We start from the raw sequence: 16,154 nt of genomic DNA on the forward strand, positions 1-16,154 counted from the left end.
GCCATTTTTCAGATGAACGTTAAATGAATTTCATCATGTTAAGAAAAATTCTAGTTAATTTTTAGCAAATTACGAATACCGGAACAGCTTTCTGGAGGTGATTTAAACTGAAATACTTCAAATCCAAATGCTTTAGCGGCATCGAGGTTTTTCGGTTGATCATCAATGAAGAGTGATTCACGAGGATCAATATCAAATCTTTGGCACAGTAATTCAAAAATCTCAGCTTCGGGTTTAATGGTAAGCTCTTTGCCCGAGACCAAGCCGCCATCAAAAAGCTGATACAGGCCATGGCGCTCATTTAGCTTTTCAAAGAAGGCGCTGCTCATGTTTGTGAGAAAGTAAGCAGAAAAGTTAAGACTTAATACTTGGTTGACTAAATCGTACGTTTCATCAATCAAGTGAAGATTACTCTGGATGTGTTCGAAGAAATCTTCCATCCTAGATTCAGGAAGATTAACGCGAGCTGCACAGCGTGGTATAGCTTCAGCCATCAACATGGTGCCACGATCAAGCGAAAGCCAATCTGGATGATTGAGAACATGTTCAAGTAATAGGGCTTGTTCGTCTTGAGAATCTGTAAACGTCGAGACGATTTTTGCAGGGTTCCATTCGAACAGCACAGCGCCAAAGTCAAAAATAACGTTTTTAATCATAACTGTTTCCGTTACAGTACCTATTATTGATAGTATTCTGGTTCAGGTGATATTCAAATGAGAAATCGCAAGATATTACCTGGTTCACAGATCCAAGAAATTAAACGAGATTTTCCCATGAACGACAACAGCCGCTTGGTATTTTCAACAGAAACTGGCCGCATCAAAGAAGACAAACCAGCACCACAACGCCCTAAAGGTGATGGTATTGTCCGTATTCAACGCCAGACAAAAGGCCGTAAAGGTAAAGGAGTTTGCATCGTAACGGGCTTAGACTTGGAAGATGCACAATTGAAGTTGCTAGCTGCCGAACTGAAAAAAGTGTGTGGCTGTGGTGGCTCAGTGAAAGATGGCAACATTGAAATCCAAGGCGATAAGCGTGATGTAATCAAAGCAGCACTTGAGAAAAAAGGCCATACAGTAAAACTGGCTGGCGGCTAATTTTCATTTGCCGGTATTACCACGAACTTAGCCCTGAGCAGAGCTTAGGGCTTTTTATTTGATAATTTTCACGAAAGCTAACTGACGAACGCATTCTGCGAAGGCATTTTGCTTATCTGCAAATTATCTACTTTATGGTAAATCAGCATTACGGTTAAATTAGCACGAAGTGACAGTGTAATTGAAAAGAAGATTTTAAACTGATGGCAAAGAGTGGGTTAGAAACAATGAAATCAATGTACGCACTAAGAGCGGCTACAATCTACAGATACCATATTTAACATAATATACATAATGCGCACTGATTGATGGTTGGGACTAGGGCTAAAAATCCTGTCAAACCAAGGACTAAGCCCCTAAATCCTTGGCGACTTAACTTTGCCGTTATGTCCTGCCAAGCTTGTTGTGCCTTATGATCTTTAGCTTTATCAGCCGCTAGATAAATCAAAGCCTCATGAATATCAATATTTGCATTTTCAGCCAGAAAAATTGCCTGTGTATCAGACATTTGGCGCTTACCACTTCGGAATTCTGAAATCCTTGATGGTCCTACACCTAAATCGTGGGCAACTTGCTTGTCTTGGATGTAGTTTTTCGATGTTTTGTAGGCATCTAACAGTTGATTTGCATACATAAGAATTCCTCCGTTTCTACCATTTTAGCTGGATAATTCCCAAAATTGGTATCTTGCGCTTCCCACTATTGGTAATTAGGATTACCACATCTGGTAATTATGTAGTTTTAAGTATATGTCTTCGCAGCTCTACTACGAAATCAACGACGACGGAACTGGCTTTGCCTTCATTGATGGCGAACCCGAGTACTTCCGTTCGTTGGCTGAGCTGCACCAAATCGGACAAGAATTTTACCCCGCCGGCTATGAGCTTCATTTGGTCACGGCGGATAACTGGCAATCACTTTATGACTCGGGGGTTTTCGACAATGGCTGCGATTATTGATTACCTGTCCTTCTCGTGGACACCCGAGGAACTGAGCCAGATTTTCGACCTCGCTAAATTGGGCGCTTCCATCAAGGCTATCCGTGGATTTGAATTTAATGAATATGGTGACCGCGTAACCCGTGACGCGTTAGATACTGCCGCCATTGATTACAAGGCCGCTATCCTTGCCAAACTCCGTGATACTGAATTTGCTATCGGTACTGACTCACGCAAATTCCATGAAATCAAACGTGACATGCTCGATCACTTCGGCCTGAACACCTTGGATTGCCTGTGCCGTGGTGAAGTTGACCGCTTCATCAACCGTCTTAATCACGGTCTTGGTTTGTTCGGCAATGACTGGTCTTTCTCCCTGCGTTCCGGCGGCTTCTCCGGTTACTCGCATTCCGCCAACATTCTCGTCAACGGCCAACAAGCTGGCCTATGTGCTTGGGGAGCAAAAAACCACGGTTGCTATGTGTCCTTCTCAGGTACAGGTACAGCGGTCTTGGACTTAAACGCAATCCATCAGGCACTACACGAATTGCCAGGTGCAAAAATTACCCGTGTGGATATCGCCTTTGATTCGCTCGACGGCAAATACAACATTCAGACTGCGCGCAAAATGGCTGAGCACGGCCAGTTCGTTACCCGTGGTCGTCCTGCTTCTTATTGCTATATCGAGTCTGGCCATATGTCCCAACTCTGTAGCTATCAGAAAACCTCGGGCAAAGAGGAATCCATTAAAAAGCGTTTTGGGTTCGTGGCTGACAAAGGCAAATCGTTTTATGTCGGTACGCGTGACGCTGGCAAGCTGCTGCGTGTCTACGAAAAAGGCAAACAGCTTAAATCCGAGCATCAGAACTGGGTGCGTTGGGAGTTAGAACTCCGAGCAAAAGACCGTGTACTGCCTTTTGATGTCTTGTTACAGCCCGACAAGTATCTTGCAGGTGCTTACCCTGCCCTTGGCTTTGTCAGCACAGAAGAACAATGCAGCATCGCAACGCACAAGCGCAAATGGTTTACCAGCGTAGATAACGCGGTTCGTAACGGTGCGACCCAATGCGGCAAGCTGGTTAACTTCATGCGCCAATGTCTCGATATGGATGATTCGCAGATTGTGAACATGCTGACTAACCACCTTGAATCACACGAAATCCCAGACCGACTCAATCAGCCTGTCTATCAGGACTCGGAACAATCAAAAGACATTCGGCTCCGATGTATGAAGTTCATCGAACCGGATAGCCATGACATTTATTCATTAGCGTAATGACATACAGGGAAATAAGACAATGACAACTTTAAACGTAATGGTAACGGGTGCTGTATTAGGCAGCGGCGTCTCTAAAAAGTCTGGTTCACCCAAGCCTTACCAAATGGCAAACGTGATGTACTTGGCATCAGCTGAATCTTTCCAGAATGATGACCACAACATTCAACGCTGCGGTATGCAGGAAAAGCAAATCCCGATGGCCTTTAATCAGAACTTATACGCCCAGTTCGCCGGACTCTCCTATCCTACCCAGCTTCAATTGGTCTTGGAGCCTGACCCGCAGAACCCGACCCGCAATGTCGTTGTGGATTTTAAGGACTAGCCAACATGCCAAATTTTGAGCCTGATTCTTATCTACCCGTCAAAGACCAATGTGTGTTTGTCCGGTACTACACCTATCAGGCGCAAGCGGGCAAAGAATTACCGATATGGATTTATGACCAATACATACTTCCATACCTTAAATAATTAACTCCCGTTTTGAGCTTAGGCGCGAAAGCTGAGCGCAAAGCTCAAAACGGCACTAAAGAATAATCATGCGCTGCTTATCAGACGGACAAATAACAGATACACCTATTGCCCAATGTGCGGGATATGTGCTTTTGCAACCCGACGATGTAGCCATGTATCAGAATTTCGATAACGAATTATTTATCGAAGTCTCGGGCCTTATTCTGCTGAGCTTTTTCTCCGGTCACGCTGCTGGCCGATTAGTTCGCTGGTTGGGTAAAGCCTAATTACTTACTGCTTGTGTATCAACAAAAGGAAAATTGTTATGAAATACCTATCTACTGCTAAAAATACGGTTCTCGTCTTGCTGTTGTTGCGGGAACGGCTGCTACTTCTGTCGCTGTTCAGGCTGGCGATTACACCTCTGAAATCACCTCGGCCAGTACTGAAGCCAGTGCCAACCAGACTGCGGTAATTACTGCTGTTGTCGGTTTGGCTGTTATTGGCTTTGGTGTGGGTATGTTCCTGAAATGGCTTAACCGTTAATGGGAAGTCTGCCCCCAGAAATATTGCTCGGGGTTGCCTACTCCATGGCCTTAATTTACGGCTTTGTTTCTGGGGTGCAGTCTCATTAATTAGAGGGTGGCTTAGGCTGCCCTTTTTATTAACGGTTTCTGGGTGTTCTTTGTGAATTGTATCGATATCAATATTACTAAGTAGAAGGAAAGAAAATCCTATGCGGTTATTTATATTTAGTATATTGCTTGTTATATCATTTGGTTCTTCTGCATCTGATATAAAATGGGAATTTATAGCAGGTGGAAATAGTTATGTCGATTGGTATAGTAATTGTGGAGCAAAAATGAGTGATTTGCGAAACAGATATAATGACCAATCCTATTTAAGGAATTATCATTCAATTACGGTTATTCAAAGAGAATGTCGGAGTCCAAATCATGATAAAAAAGAATCGGGTTCGGTCTATTATGAAGTTTACGGGATACCAATTGATAATACTTGTCCTTCAGGAACAACATTTCCAGAACACCCAAATACATCATGTGAACCTGAAGAATACTATTGTCAATCTGAGCAATTCAATCAAGACAGACAAGATGCAGAGCAACAATGTATAGCTGGTCTACCTGAAAACCATAACATGAACTTTTCGGCATCATGTAATGCCGAAACTCAATCAGCTAACTTCCAATGTGATTACACCCCTATCGATGATTGTACGGGCCCAGGTTGTGACGATGGTGGTACTGGTGACGGCGGTGATACTGGTGATGGCGGTGATACTGGTGATGGCGGTGATACTGGTGATGGCGGTGATACTGGTGATGGCGGTGATACTGGTGACGGCGGTGGTACTGGTGATGGCGGTGGTACTGGTGACGGCGGTGGTACTGGTGACGGCGGTGGTACTGGTGACGGCGGTGATGTTGATAATGGATTACCTGACGGCAGTGACAAGCCGGATAGCGGTAAACCTGATGATGCAGCTAGCCCGTTCTGTGAAGAGTTCCCCGAACTTTGCTTAGATTACGAAGACTGCGCGACTCCTACTGCCCCTTGGCTTTGTGACACTCGCCCTGATTGTGATCCATCCCAAGGCGATATATGCCTTGATTGTGACCCGGTAACAGATGGCAGTTGCTCTGAATTAGATGGCGTAATCGCTGCGATTAACGGTGTTAAACAAGCGGTACACGATCATAATAAAACCTCTTACGGCGTCGAAAACAATACTGCATCTACAGTAAAGAACACCAAAATTATTGCTGACAACACCAGTCAATCAAACGCTTTACTTGCTCAAATACGTGATCTTAACCAGTCTGGCAATGACATATTGGATAATAAAATGGTTGAACTAATGGCTCAACTAGATGGTATTGGCGACCAAATAGGGCAAGGCTCGGGAGATATTGTACAGGCCATCAAAGATAATCCTTCAGGTGGTGGCGGCTCTGATTTAGACCCAGATGAAGGAAATGGAGGTACGGATTGTAGCAAGCCTGAAAATGCAAACTTGTTAATCTGTACTTCGCTCAATGGTACAGCACCATCAGAACGGCCTGACCCATTCAAGGGCATTCTGGATGATGAAGATATTAATGCTATTGAAAGTGATATCGATGGCCTACGCAACGATATAAAAGAACAGCTTGATAAATTCAAATCCGAGCTTGGTAAGGTCAATATTAATGAATCCGGTAGTGTTCCACGAATAGCAGAAACAATAACCAAGGCGGGTAAATCCTTCACTATTTCCAATGATATTTGGATTGAAAATGCCAACGTAATAAAAACAGCCGTTATTGCTCTCGCGTCATTAGTGGCATTTGCCATTATTCTTGTCAGGAGGAAATGATGAAATGGATTTTAATCGCGCTTATTAGTCTTGTTACCCTACCCGTTTTTGCCAATGAACAAACTACCTCTGGTATGTTTCAGTTCTTTATTGATATAGCATCAAGGGTTGATGACTTCTTTAAATACACGCCAAACTTTATCGAGCGTATATATGCCTATTACATAAAATACGCCATAAAACTGAAACTGATAATGCAGCTTGAAACTATGAAGTTCGCTTTTACTGTTGCCCAAGAGTTATTAACTGACCTTAGCATTTACCAATTTATTGATACTGCATTTTCATCCTTAGATCCTGATATTCGTGGTGCGATTGGTGCTTATGGTGTTGGCGCTGGCATCATGCGGATTATCGAAGCAATGACTACCCGCTTCGTACTTGATTTCATGGGGGCTTAATTATGGCAACGATTATTAGGCATGGTGCTGCGGGTTCCTACAAAAGTGCCTGTGCGGTATGGTTCGACTTGCTACCGGCTTTGCGTTCTGGCCGTGTCGTTGTTACCAACGTCGAAGGTATGCAAGATATCAAAACCATAGAGCAACGACTTGGGGAGCGCTTTCCCGTATCTGCTCGCATCATTCGTATTTCCTCAATGAGTGAAAACGGCATTAAGCTGTGGCAGAACTGGTACAACTGGTGTCCGGTTGGTGCCATGATATTGATTGATGAAGCGCAGGATATCTACAACAAAACGGTAGGCTTCGACATGGCGCGTAATGTCTACCAAGGTATTGGTGCCTTTCGCGAGTTGCTACCCAAAGGCTATGTTGATTTCTACCAAGCCCAACTTAATGACTTCAAACCTGAATCTGTGCCGTTTGATGATACTGGGGAGTCAGTGATTGATTACCAGGGCAACGTACTGCTACCCAAAAATTTCAATATGGCTTTCATGCGCCACCGAAAATACAACTGGGATATCACCCTCTGTACGCCGGATATCAAGCAAATCCCTTCTGAGATTAAAGGCGTGTCAGAACTCGCCATACACCACAGGTCAAAAGACAGCTTTGCCCTGTTCAAGCGCCGCCCTAGGCTTTGGGAGCATGACCCACGTTCAGCCGCCACCAAACCCAGCAAGGATGACTCGACCAAAACAATCAAAGTACCTGTTGCCGTCCACTTGATGTATTCATCCACCGTGACAGGCCAGATAACAAAATCGGGAGCTGGCACTTCCATCATGCGCCAGCCCAAATTTCTACTGTTCCTGCTTACGTTAATAGTCTGCGTATTCTTCTTTGGGAAATCTGTCTATGAAATCGCTACACGTGATAATACTGATGATGTGGTATCGGATAACCAAGCTACTGCAAACCCGCCCGTTCCTGATGGTTCGCCAGCTACTGAGGCCAATCAGCTACCTAGCCAGCAAGTTGAAGCCGATCATCAAATGGCTGATGTTCCGGTTAATGATATTCGCGCTCGTTTCAATAATGCTGCGGCTAGTGCTCAGGTTCTCGACCATCCTCCTGTAGACAACCCTTTACCTCAATGGCCGTATGACATTACCAAGCTTTATGTGTCGGGTGTACATGTCGAACTGACCGACTACAAGAAAGCAATTACGACGATAGTGTTTGAACAAGTCTCCCGTAACGGCCAACGCGGATATGTTCACAGCACACACCTCAAACCGATGGGCTTTGAGTTCCAAGTGATAGACCCCTGCTTTGTGCTGGTTGAGTATGGCAAACAGCAACAAGTACTGATGTGTAACCCGACTAACACCCAACAGGAAACCCAGCAAGATGAAAGCTATGCGATAACGGAACCAGACCCATCGCCGCTTGGTGGTTTGATAGATGACGGCCAATTCAAAATCTAGTCAATATTTGAATTGGCTCGCCTAACTTAGCAAGCATAGTGAAAGAAAACACTAAGCCTCTGGAATCATTACGCAAAAAGATAAACTCTACATGTCATCAAAAGCAAAAATATGCATAGTGGCCTTGGAGGTACTTATGCGTATTTTGATTATCGTTTTGATGTGTGTAGCTTTGCCAGTCCAAGCGGCTAAGTCTATTGAATTCTACAGGCACACTTTCAAGCCTCTGTCTTGCCTTGTTCTTCAGGGAATAATGACAGACATAGATTCAAACTATAACCGAGTCAGTGAGGCCAAACAGATTGATTATAGGAACCAGCTTGTAGCAATTAAGCAGCTCTTAATTGAAAAGAACATGCAATCAAAGCTATCACAAGCGCGTTGGGTTTATGCCGAAGGCATGCTAGGCCAGTTCGATGAAGCTGATATTGCCTCCCTGATTAATCAGGTTCGAATAAATGAATTATCCTACATAGCCCCCCTTCCTGCTAAGCCCGATTAAATGGGTTGCTAATGACTCTTAGCAAGTAATGAACATGATTGTCGGAGACACCGCAGTAACAGTATTGGCAACCGCCAGTAGCAAAACTTTGCCCCTACGGTAATGATTGCATCAGACTCTTTGCAAGGTGGTTGTATATGGATTTAGTAACAGGTCTTCTACTCTTCGGAGGAATCGAGATTCTTCTATTTGTTTTGTTAATGCTGTTTTTAATCAAGTGACAGTTCTTGAGGCTTTTCTTAGTTTTTTGGCCTTTTCGCTTCTGATATGCCCCCTAACCCAGACCACTTTTCAGTAATGTGAAACCTATCTGATTGTGTAACTAATTTTCACGCCATGAAGGTATGGTTTTGTATGCACTTAGGTGTAGAATTGACAACATTATGACGTTAGAAGCTTGAACGCTCTGTTTTAGATAGAAAAATCGGCTATTTAACGTAATGGATATAATGTCTACCAACGAGGTTGGATATGCGAAACAAGATCGTAAAATAAAATGTTATAGCTCTTTGGGCAAGTTGTTAGTTTGTTTTCAGTTTTTGTTATAAATAAATTAATTTTCAAGGAGAGAAAAATATGATTGCTGATTTTACTTCATATGGAATGCATACCCTTGGCCGTTCTCTAGCATATTTGTATTACTTCGAAGGTACAAATAATTCAGGTTTCTCTGATATGCTAAACTTCGTCATTACAAAATCATCCGAAGAAGAGATTTTGGTTTTTAGAAAAGGTTTTGATGATGTTGCTTGTGGGTTATGGAGTTCCCACTATAAAAATGACGCATACAACTTCATAATGGATAATGATGTAACATTTGAAGCTTTATTGTCATTAATTAATGAAGGTTATAATATTTCATGTAACTTTGGATTTGAAACTGTAGAAAGAAAACTTGGTATGTATTTGTTTGAGAATGAAGTACTGAAATCTAATCTAATAACAGATGTATTCAAGCCGAAAGCTATTGAAATGCTGGCTCTTTCTACAGGTGTTAGAGAGCATGCATGTAAAATCCATCCATTTTATACAAAGCTACTCAAAAATAGTGTTTGTAGTTAGGCTTGTCATTTTAAGTAAATTCACTGTGGTGAGCCCCGAGCTATAACAAAAACATCAAGGTGACGCGTTACACTCGGCAGTTTTGGTATAGAGTTTAGTGCACTTGGTAGGTTCAACGTGGCGCACCTTATGTTCAGCGTTATGTATTCGAGGAAGTTATGAGAAAACATCAATATCAAAGAAAAAACGAACCAAATGGCGCGAAGTATACTTTCTTTGAGTTAACGAATGCTGTTCGTGTTGTAAAAACAGTTGGAGATGAAGAGTTTGAGCATACCTTTTCTAAGGGGGACTTTGTTCAGGGGAGAACTTTGAAGAAGTTTGATTTTGATAGAGCCATCGAGCGGGGTCATGCTGTTTACGTGACTAGCGAAGAATACAACGCCTCAAATGCTCAAAGCTTAGCTGCTCAAATAGACTTTATTCATAAAAATGGTACTGAAGAAAAATCGAGATTAGAGTTAGATTTGAGCGAAATCGTGTCCAACCCCAAGATTGCAGCAACTGAAAAAGAGAGCTTAATTAAGTCCCGAATCGGTCAGGGTATATTTCGGCAGCAATTATTTAATATGTGGGGTGGTTGTGCTGTAACAGGTTGTGAAGTCAAAGAGTTACTTGTTGCTAGTCATATTGTTCCGTGGTGTGTTTCTGAAGAAAATAGGTTAAATCCTTATAATGGTTTTCTTCTAGTAGCACACCTTGATAAAGCGTTTGACTCTGGTCTTATTAGTTTCGACTGCGCGGGAGCTATTATGATTTCGCCAAAGTTTAAAAACTGCCAATCGATAGGGATACATTCGGAAATGGGTATTAAATTGAAGCCTGATCATGAAGAGTTTCTTGAATACCATCGAGCAAACGTGTACCAGAATACATAACAAAGCATTTAAGAGTGATTCGCAACGCTTGGCGTTTTCGCTTCGCTCAAGTATAGCCAAGCGTCGCTCACACCTTAATGCGGCGTTATAAAGCAAGGGGACTTTCGTGGAAATTACGAGAAAATTAAATCAGGCGTGTAATTTGGCATTAGAAGAAGTGCTATTCAAGTACGGTAATCGTTTTAGCGCTATTGAACTGTCACAAGTAATGCTAGAAGAAGATGGTATCCCTAAAAGTGGTGATCTTTCTTTAGGTTTATCTTTGAATTCGACTGGTATATATATACTAGAGTCACCGTCTGGAGAATTGGTGTATGTTGGGCAAGGTGGCAGAAAACAATCCACAAAATTAAACAGTAGAATTCTTCAGGAATTGAGATTATTTAATAAAACTGAAAATGGAAATAATGGTGGGACAATCAGTAAAAATATCCAGACTGTTGATGGTATTTCATTCAATGATCAGGATGAATGGCGATTGTACTTGTCAAACTATAGGCTAAGGGTATTACATTCAGACTACTGGGATATATCAATAAATCTAATAGAAGCTTTTTTAATTGAGGCTATAAGTCCTAAATATAACATCAACAAATAGCTTTATAACAAAGCGTTTAAGACAGATTCCCAACGCTTGGCATTCTTCATTCCATCGTTGGGTTTTGTGTTTAAGGTGGTATGGTTAGGTTTCGTGGTGGCGTTGCTCACTACTTAACGCGGCGTTATACAAATGGAGTAATAATGAGCCAAAGTTACAAAGATTTTATTCGTATAAAACGAGGCAATCGAAAGCTAGTTTTGCAGGTATGTACAGTTGAATGGCATGGACCTCATGAACCAAGAGATAAGTGGATAACGGCTAAGACTCTGGAGTCTGATATTGTTCTCAAAGAGTTGTACGAAGAGATAGAGAGTCTATTATCAAACACAAAATATGTTGGTTTTTGTAACAAGTGTCATGAGCACTTTCCTGTTGGTACAATGCATTCAGAAACTTATTGCCACGGCTGTGCTGAACGCCATTTAGGCATAGTGCACTAGTGGATGATTTGTATAACAAACAATTTAAGAGGGATTCTCAACGCGTGGCATTTTTACTATGCGTTGGTTTTGGTGATTAAGGTGGTATGCGGTTGCGGTTCTTCGAAGGCATCGGACCTACCCCGTCTAGTAATACGGGGTGAAAGTTTAAGGGGTCGTCATGCCCTACAGCACGGTACGGTCTCTAGGCTTCCAAATGAACAAGCCCCTTAATCGGGGCTTTGCTAGGTTCTTGGTAAACTATTATCTTGAAGGTAGTCGATTAAGCATCCTCGCTGTTTTGATGATGGTGGTCTTCATCTCTCTATCGTTCTCAGCGCTAATTTGTAAAAGCGCACTACCCGTAACTATTCTATCGGGCGTTAACGTCCATCCGTTTGGCGTTACCAACTCTCCATGCTTGATTTGCCACCCTCTCCAGTCGTCATTTATCGCTGCAAGATCTCTACATGAATAAAGCTTCATTAGGCGTCTACACTCTGGTGGTATCCTATGACCTGAATCCCAGCGTGTGACGGTTCTCACAGATTTGAAACATAGTTCAGCTACCCTTTCTTTACTCAGTCCACATACAAACTTTCGGAAAATGTAGTTTTCGGTCAACTTACTAGCCATAGCGCTTATTTATTCAATCCATTGTTACGCAACTGATAGAATAGTAACCTCTCTAACACATTGATGTTTCGAGTTAATTAACAAGAATGACACTTCCTATATTTAACATAACGCTCCCATAATACGTACTAAGTGATGCTTTTTTAACATTTGATTTAGGACATTTGTGTCAGCTTAGAAACTTCACTTTAAGGAGTCTCAAAATGCTTTGGAAACAGTTAATTAAATCAAAACCACCTGCTTTTTATCCCGCTCAACTTTCGGTACCGTCCTGTGCCCACAAACGCTGGGTTTCGCCCGGTTGCCGTTGTTGGCTAGGTATTATCGGCGTGCTCTATCAACCTGCGTTTGATTAATCGGAAATAACTTTTATAAACGATAAATTTTGCGAGGTACATCATGCTACATGAATCCTTCGTCAAGCTGTTCTGGCGTCACTTCGACAACATCGCTGAGGCTTCCGCGTGGTTTCACGTCCGTCCCATTACCGTCAAGCGTTGGCTCACGGGTAAAGTTGACGTTAACCCCATGGCCGAAAAGCTCTTGATCATTAAAGCCCGTGGCTATCTGCCCGATGATACCCGCTGGCAAGGTTTTCGGATTGATGAACACCGCTGCATCATCATCACACCTGAAGGCCGCCGATTCAGCCCCAAAGAACTGGACTCTTGGGCACTCCGTTATGATCGCTATCATGCATTGTGTCGGATGTATGAATTGGACTATGTCCCGGTGCGCTCCAATATCGTGACGCCATTGCCGTTCCGTGGCGGCCGTCGCATCAAACAGCCCCAACAGGAAACCGTCCCCAAGGACAAGAAGAAAGCCTGCCGCAAAGCTAGGGAAAAACTCAATGCCCGGCGCAGCGCATCAGCTCCCTAGCCTTTGTTCTGGCATAACAAAGCCCGCAGTAGCGGGCTATATGTTTAGCGATTGAGTAAAGCTTTTAAGTCTTCGATACCCAGTGTTTTGTCTTTACGACGATGGACAACTGAGTGGCAATTTGCACACAAAGGTACTAAATCAGTTTGTGGATCAACTTTCTTTTCACCACCAAACTCTGATATCGGTTCGACATGATGAATGTGAATGTAGCCTTTGGCATACTCACCATACGTGGCTTCAAAGTTAAAGCCACATGCGATGCAAGTTGTGCCATGAATGGCGATTGCTTGTTTTCTTAGCCCGGCATCTCGCTCATAGGTAGTAACAAATTTCTGAGTTTTATTGCCTTCAACGGCTGATTCTAATTGATGTTCACGATCATCAAGCTTGTCATCATTATCTTGAGTTACTGGCAACTTTACATTACTTCCAGCTAGCTCTTTAATGCGGCTGTACAAATCTTTATCTACAGGACGAACACCATCACGCCAGTAGTTTGAGGCTTTATTGCTTGGAATGATCTCAAGGTATACCTTGTGACCTGTGGCTGCTAAAACAGGTTTAGTGAAAGGCTGGTAATCCTTGATTGTTGCAAAGTAATCATTCTTCTCACTGTCTGGATCTTTATATACCTGATCAATTTCAGCAAAACCAAAATAGTGTGGTTCTTTGGTTAAACGAACTGAAGCATACAGCTTGTTCTTCATCTTTCCTTTGTAGTAGATAACCTTGCAACCGGGCTCTAGAAATTTAAGGTATCGTTTTGGAAAATGGTAAAGAACACCTGTTTGATCACTCCATTTGGATTCATCATTTTCAGCGATGACCGTGTATTGCTGATTTGGCATCATAAGCCCCTGATTGTACGTGGAAATAGAACAATACCAGGTTTTCTAGAAGCGTTAAATCAGCGGCTTATCATTCTTCCTGTCCCATTCTAATTTCATTATCCTTTTTTCATGCTGAGCTAACATTCGCTTTAACTCAGTAAGCACCGATTCATGTGCCTTAACTGATCGGAATAGCAGATAACAGATGATAAGCGTGGGCGGATTAACACCAATCTCAGTAAACAGTTTAAGCAGCTCTCCCACACAAGCCCCCTAACCTTTTTCCTTGCGAACCGTGTCAAACAAGCCGATAAACATCGCGGCAATGACCGGGATTGTACCGCCTAATTGCGCACCGGATTCACCAACTGTCACAGTGAGCAAATCACTATTGCCTGTTAGCAAACCAACGGTAGCACTGCCAAGTAACATCAAGCCAGTCTTGGTACTGGACTGTTTCAAATCAATCATAACCATCCTTTTTTACGTAGAAATTTGAGCGCATAAGCACCGATGATCACACCAGTCACGCTAAGTGCTACCGAGGTAGCGGCTTTCTTGGTCGTCATGCCAGTGCAACTCCTTCCATCACGTCATTGATTGGGTACTGGCGGCCGACTTCCATCCGAGCCATGGCCTGAATCAGAACTGCCGCCGTGTTATCGTTGCTGGCATCAAGAACCTGGTACTTGTCATAGCCAGTCCAAGCGGCAACCATGTTGGCGTAATGATCGCTGTCATTTTCATGGCTTGGTGCGAACGTGTGGATAATGTCGTTGATGGTTGTTACCCCGCGTTTTTGGTAGCTGCGCAGGATACGGGCCGCCGCGCGGAAGCCCCATTTATCATCTTCGAAAATGACAAATCGGCCATCACTGGACACTTGGCCGCGCCAGTTGTTGTGCTTGCTGTATTCGATATTCAGCGGGTTGTTGTTGCGGATACCCCGTGGCATTCCTGTAGTCATGTCTTCGTTCATCCCTGTGTTTATTGGTGTTGAGTCTTTAGGTTGGGCACGTTTGAGTGCCCAGAAAGTAATAATTGCGGATATGGTAATGAACCAGCGCATTTATAACCGGCTCCATTGCCCATTAAAACTCATCACCACATTGAGGCTTTTCGGATTGGGGCCATTCATAGTTTGACCATCGGATGCCTTATAAAGCTGGCTGTTCTGAATAAACAAAAGATGCTCGCCAGCAATTGAGGCTTGGCCTGTAAATTCGAGATAATGGCGAGATGGATAATTGATTGCCACATCATGCAGGTGTTTAGCAGTTTGGTTTGTAGCATCAAACAAGTAGACACCGATATTGTCAGAAGCTGTTTGGCGGCCAATCACCATCTTTCCATCGTAGATACTGATTTGCCCCCCGCCATCTTTTGCTGCGTGGCCGAAAGTCCAATGCGAGTGATAACCACTGGGATAAGAGACTGTCGGGATAGTATGTTCAGAGAATGAATTACTTGCCTTTGAATAACGCAGATAGCTTTTGGGGCTATGCCTATTAAAGAGGTAAATGTCATCCCGAACCGGGTCTACGCCCATTCCAAAATAGCCATGCATCTTCATACTGATATCTACATATTGGAAAGAGATACTGCTACCGAACGTTAGCTTATAGCCAAGTGGCGCATTCAAAAATCCAAACTTCTCTACACCGTTATCACAGACGCAGAGGTCGTACACATCATAGATACTGAGTTTCCAAGTGAGCACCGATTCTGATTCTGGGTTTTCAGGATTAGAGCCTCGATGGCCTTTGAAGGACTTACCGCCATCGGTTGAAAAGGCAATGCCACCATAGCCAAATAAGCTACGAGTTACCACGGCAATCAAATCACCATCTACCGACACACTAAATTGGTAATCGGTATCGCCATCGGCTGAAAGTGCATTGAACGTTGCCCCTGCTGGGCTAACCGCATCCACCTTAGCGAGCTTTTCTGTCAGGTTCTCCCATGTATCGCCAAGATCCTTGGTGATATAAATCGCCTTGCCTTTAGACTTAGTGGCATACACCAACAACGGTATCCCGTTTGAACTTGGGTGAACGCCCATCCGGATCAACTTACCCTGACCGTTGTAGTTGATGGGCGCGACATGCGGTGTGGGTAGAGGCTTGTAAACGAATGACTGGCCGTGGTTTTCTGATACCGCAATTTCATCAGTGTTCACCGATGACGCCACGACAATGTTTTCACTCTGTAAAACATATTCAACCCTGAAGTCAGGTTTCATTTCTGCGCTTTCAGTGAGCCCAAGGACTGTCCCTGCATTCTCTTCTGTCGCGGGCGGCAGTTGTTCAACTAAAGGGATCTTAACCCCTTTCAATGATTCAACTTCGTCGGCCAGAAATTCAATT

Annotated in this window: 20 protein-coding genes; 13 read left to right on the forward strand and 7 right to left on the reverse strand. The window is 43.3% G+C overall.

Annotated features, from left to right (window positions below):
* Nucleotides 1-50: 50 nt before the first annotated feature.
* Nucleotides 51-656 carry an HAD family hydrolase gene (locus ACXAD4_RS28675; protein WP_475245552.1) on the reverse strand — a complete coding sequence of 202 codons (606 nt, stop codon included), beginning with the start codon at nucleotides 654-656 and terminating at the stop codon, nucleotides 51-53.
* Nucleotides 657-773: 117 nt separating this feature from the next.
* Here ACXAD4_RS28675 and yciH point away from each other — a divergent pair, with 117 nt between their 5' ends.
* Nucleotides 774-1,097, forward strand: coding sequence for a stress response translation initiation inhibitor YciH (yciH, locus tag ACXAD4_RS28680; protein WP_475245703.1), 324 nt, complete (start codon nucleotides 774-776; stop codon nucleotides 1,095-1,097).
* A 277-nt stretch (nucleotides 1,098-1,374) separates the two neighbouring features.
* Here the strand turns inward: yciH and ACXAD4_RS28685 are convergent, their stop codons facing one another.
* Nucleotides 1,375-1,731, reverse strand: coding sequence for a DUF3693 domain-containing protein (locus ACXAD4_RS28685; RefSeq protein ID WP_475245553.1), 357 nt, complete (start codon nucleotides 1,729-1,731; stop codon nucleotides 1,375-1,377).
* Nucleotides 1,732-1,846: 115 nt separating this feature from the next.
* Here ACXAD4_RS28685 and ACXAD4_RS28690 point away from each other — a divergent pair, with 115 nt between their 5' ends.
* From ACXAD4_RS28690 to ACXAD4_RS28740, 11 genes are all read left to right on the forward strand, one after another.
* Complete coding sequence (locus ACXAD4_RS28690) at nucleotides 1,847-2,056, forward strand: hypothetical protein (RefSeq protein ID WP_039461206.1); 210 nt, start codon at nucleotides 1,847-1,849, stop codon at nucleotides 2,054-2,056.
* Nucleotides 2,040-3,311: a replication initiation factor domain-containing protein gene (locus ACXAD4_RS28695; protein WP_475245555.1), complete on the forward strand. Its 1,272-nt coding sequence runs from the start codon at nucleotides 2,040-2,042 to the stop codon at nucleotides 3,309-3,311. Before ACXAD4_RS28690 ends, ACXAD4_RS28695 begins: the two co-directional genes overlap by 17 nt.
* 22 nt (nucleotides 3,312-3,333) lie before the next feature.
* Nucleotides 3,334-3,636, forward strand: coding sequence for a hypothetical protein (locus tag ACXAD4_RS28700; RefSeq protein ID WP_317521542.1), 303 nt, complete (start codon nucleotides 3,334-3,336; stop codon nucleotides 3,634-3,636).
* A gap of 214 nt (nucleotides 3,637-3,850) precedes the next feature.
* On the forward strand, nucleotides 3,851-4,051 hold the full coding sequence (locus tag ACXAD4_RS28705) for a hypothetical protein (RefSeq protein WP_317521544.1): 201 nt from the start codon (nucleotides 3,851-3,853) through the stop codon (nucleotides 4,049-4,051).
* An 872-nt stretch (nucleotides 4,052-4,923) separates the two neighbouring features.
* Nucleotides 4,924-6,141 (forward strand): M26 family metallopeptidase, encoded by a 1,218-nt coding sequence (locus tag ACXAD4_RS28710; RefSeq protein ID WP_475245556.1) that lies wholly within the window; start codon nucleotides 4,924-4,926, stop codon nucleotides 6,139-6,141.
* Nucleotides 6,141-6,542 (forward strand): DUF2523 family protein, encoded by a 402-nt coding sequence (locus tag ACXAD4_RS28715; protein WP_475245558.1) that lies wholly within the window; start codon nucleotides 6,141-6,143, stop codon nucleotides 6,540-6,542. Before ACXAD4_RS28710 ends, ACXAD4_RS28715 begins: the two co-directional genes overlap by 1 nt.
* Nucleotides 6,543-6,544: 2 nt before the next feature.
* Nucleotides 6,545-7,975 (forward strand): zonular occludens toxin domain-containing protein, encoded by a 1,431-nt coding sequence (locus tag ACXAD4_RS28720; protein ID WP_475245559.1) that lies wholly within the window; start codon nucleotides 6,545-6,547, stop codon nucleotides 7,973-7,975.
* Nucleotides 7,976-8,111: 136 nt separating this feature from the next.
* Nucleotides 8,112-8,477, forward strand: a complete 366-nt coding sequence (locus tag ACXAD4_RS28725) for a hypothetical protein (protein ID WP_475245560.1) — start codon at nucleotides 8,112-8,114, stop codon at nucleotides 8,475-8,477.
* A gap of 576 nt (nucleotides 8,478-9,053) precedes the next feature.
* The gene (locus tag ACXAD4_RS28730; RefSeq protein ID WP_475245561.1) at nucleotides 9,054-9,539 is read left to right on the forward strand and encodes a hypothetical protein; all 486 of its coding nucleotides are present in this window, start codon (nucleotides 9,054-9,056) and stop codon (nucleotides 9,537-9,539) included.
* A gap of 158 nt (nucleotides 9,540-9,697) precedes the next feature.
* On the forward strand, nucleotides 9,698-10,417 hold the full coding sequence (locus ACXAD4_RS28735; protein ID WP_332158414.1) for an HNH endonuclease: 720 nt from the start codon (nucleotides 9,698-9,700) through the stop codon (nucleotides 10,415-10,417).
* Between the two features lie 106 nt (nucleotides 10,418-10,523).
* On the forward strand, nucleotides 10,524-11,015 hold the full coding sequence (locus tag ACXAD4_RS28740) for a hypothetical protein (RefSeq protein WP_475245562.1): 492 nt from the start codon (nucleotides 10,524-10,526) through the stop codon (nucleotides 11,013-11,015).
* Between the two features lie 686 nt (nucleotides 11,016-11,701).
* Here ACXAD4_RS28740 and ACXAD4_RS28745 read toward each other — a convergent pair.
* Nucleotides 11,702-12,073 carry a DUF3653 domain-containing protein gene (locus ACXAD4_RS28745; protein WP_475245564.1) on the reverse strand — a complete coding sequence of 124 codons (372 nt, stop codon included), beginning with the start codon at nucleotides 12,071-12,073 and terminating at the stop codon, nucleotides 11,702-11,704.
* 399 nt (nucleotides 12,074-12,472) lie between these two features.
* On the opposite strand from ACXAD4_RS28745, the gene ACXAD4_RS28750 reads away from it, so the two are divergent.
* Nucleotides 12,473-12,955, forward strand: coding sequence for a phage protein (locus tag ACXAD4_RS28750; RefSeq protein ID WP_475245565.1), 483 nt, complete (start codon nucleotides 12,473-12,475; stop codon nucleotides 12,953-12,955).
* A gap of 44 nt (nucleotides 12,956-12,999) precedes the next feature.
* Here ACXAD4_RS28750 and ACXAD4_RS28755 read toward each other — a convergent pair whose 3' ends face one another.
* The 4 genes from ACXAD4_RS28755 to ACXAD4_RS28770 all read right to left on the reverse strand — a co-directional run.
* Nucleotides 13,000-13,806 (reverse strand): HNH endonuclease, encoded by an 807-nt coding sequence (locus tag ACXAD4_RS28755; RefSeq protein WP_475245567.1) that lies wholly within the window; start codon nucleotides 13,804-13,806, stop codon nucleotides 13,000-13,002.
* Nucleotides 13,807-14,061: 255 nt separating this feature from the next.
* Nucleotides 14,062-14,259, reverse strand: coding sequence for a hypothetical protein (locus ACXAD4_RS28760; protein WP_475245568.1), 198 nt, complete (start codon nucleotides 14,257-14,259; stop codon nucleotides 14,062-14,064).
* Nucleotides 14,260-14,353: 94 nt separating this feature from the next.
* Complete coding sequence (locus tag ACXAD4_RS28765) at nucleotides 14,354-14,857, reverse strand: virion protein (protein ID WP_475245570.1); 504 nt, start codon at nucleotides 14,855-14,857, stop codon at nucleotides 14,354-14,356.
* Nucleotides 14,858-16,154, reverse strand: a 1,297-nt coding sequence (locus tag ACXAD4_RS28770; RefSeq protein WP_475245572.1) for a beta propeller repeat protein, incomplete at its 5' end; no start/stop codon positions are given.

Source organism: Photobacterium sp. AWH4_225, from assembly GCF_056158405.1.

Excerpts from the sequence above, each read along its gene's own strand:
- ACXAD4_RS28675 (WP_475245552.1), bottom strand. The coding sequence starts at position 656 with ATGATTAAAAACGTTATTTTTGACTTTGGCGCTGTGCTGTTCGAATGG.
- yciH (WP_475245703.1), top strand. The coding sequence starts at position 774 with ATGAACGACAACAGCCGCTTGGTATTTTCAACAGAAACTGGCCGCATC.
- ACXAD4_RS28685 (WP_475245553.1), bottom strand. The coding sequence starts at position 1,731 with ATGTATGCAAATCAACTGTTAGATGCCTACAAAACATCGAAAAACTAC.
- ACXAD4_RS28690 (WP_039461206.1), top strand. The coding sequence starts at position 1,847 with ATGTCTTCGCAGCTCTACTACGAAATCAACGACGACGGAACTGGCTTT.
- ACXAD4_RS28695 (WP_475245555.1), top strand. The coding sequence starts at position 2,040 with ATGGCTGCGATTATTGATTACCTGTCCTTCTCGTGGACACCCGAGGAA.
- ACXAD4_RS28700 (WP_317521542.1), top strand. The coding sequence starts at position 3,334 with ATGACAACTTTAAACGTAATGGTAACGGGTGCTGTATTAGGCAGCGGC.
- ACXAD4_RS28705 (WP_317521544.1), top strand. The coding sequence starts at position 3,851 with ATGCGCTGCTTATCAGACGGACAAATAACAGATACACCTATTGCCCAA.
- ACXAD4_RS28710 (WP_475245556.1), top strand. The coding sequence starts at position 4,924 with ATGAACTTTTCGGCATCATGTAATGCCGAAACTCAATCAGCTAACTTC.
- ACXAD4_RS28715 (WP_475245558.1), top strand. The coding sequence starts at position 6,141 with ATGAAATGGATTTTAATCGCGCTTATTAGTCTTGTTACCCTACCCGTT.
- ACXAD4_RS28720 (WP_475245559.1), top strand. The coding sequence starts at position 6,545 with ATGGCAACGATTATTAGGCATGGTGCTGCGGGTTCCTACAAAAGTGCC.
- ACXAD4_RS28725 (WP_475245560.1), top strand. The coding sequence starts at position 8,112 with ATGCGTATTTTGATTATCGTTTTGATGTGTGTAGCTTTGCCAGTCCAA.
- ACXAD4_RS28730 (WP_475245561.1), top strand. The coding sequence starts at position 9,054 with ATGATTGCTGATTTTACTTCATATGGAATGCATACCCTTGGCCGTTCT.
- ACXAD4_RS28735 (WP_332158414.1), top strand. The coding sequence starts at position 9,698 with ATGAGAAAACATCAATATCAAAGAAAAAACGAACCAAATGGCGCGAAG.
- ACXAD4_RS28745 (WP_475245564.1), bottom strand. The coding sequence starts at position 12,073 with ATGGCTAGTAAGTTGACCGAAAACTACATTTTCCGAAAGTTTGTATGT.
- ACXAD4_RS28750 (WP_475245565.1), top strand. The coding sequence starts at position 12,473 with ATGCTACATGAATCCTTCGTCAAGCTGTTCTGGCGTCACTTCGACAAC.
- ACXAD4_RS28755 (WP_475245567.1), bottom strand. The coding sequence starts at position 13,806 with ATGCCAAATCAGCAATACACGGTCATCGCTGAAAATGATGAATCCAAA.
- ACXAD4_RS28760 (WP_475245568.1), bottom strand. The coding sequence starts at position 14,259 with ATGATTGATTTGAAACAGTCCAGTACCAAGACTGGCTTGATGTTACTT.
- ACXAD4_RS28765 (WP_475245570.1), bottom strand. The coding sequence starts at position 14,857 with ATGCGCTGGTTCATTACCATATCCGCAATTATTACTTTCTGGGCACTC.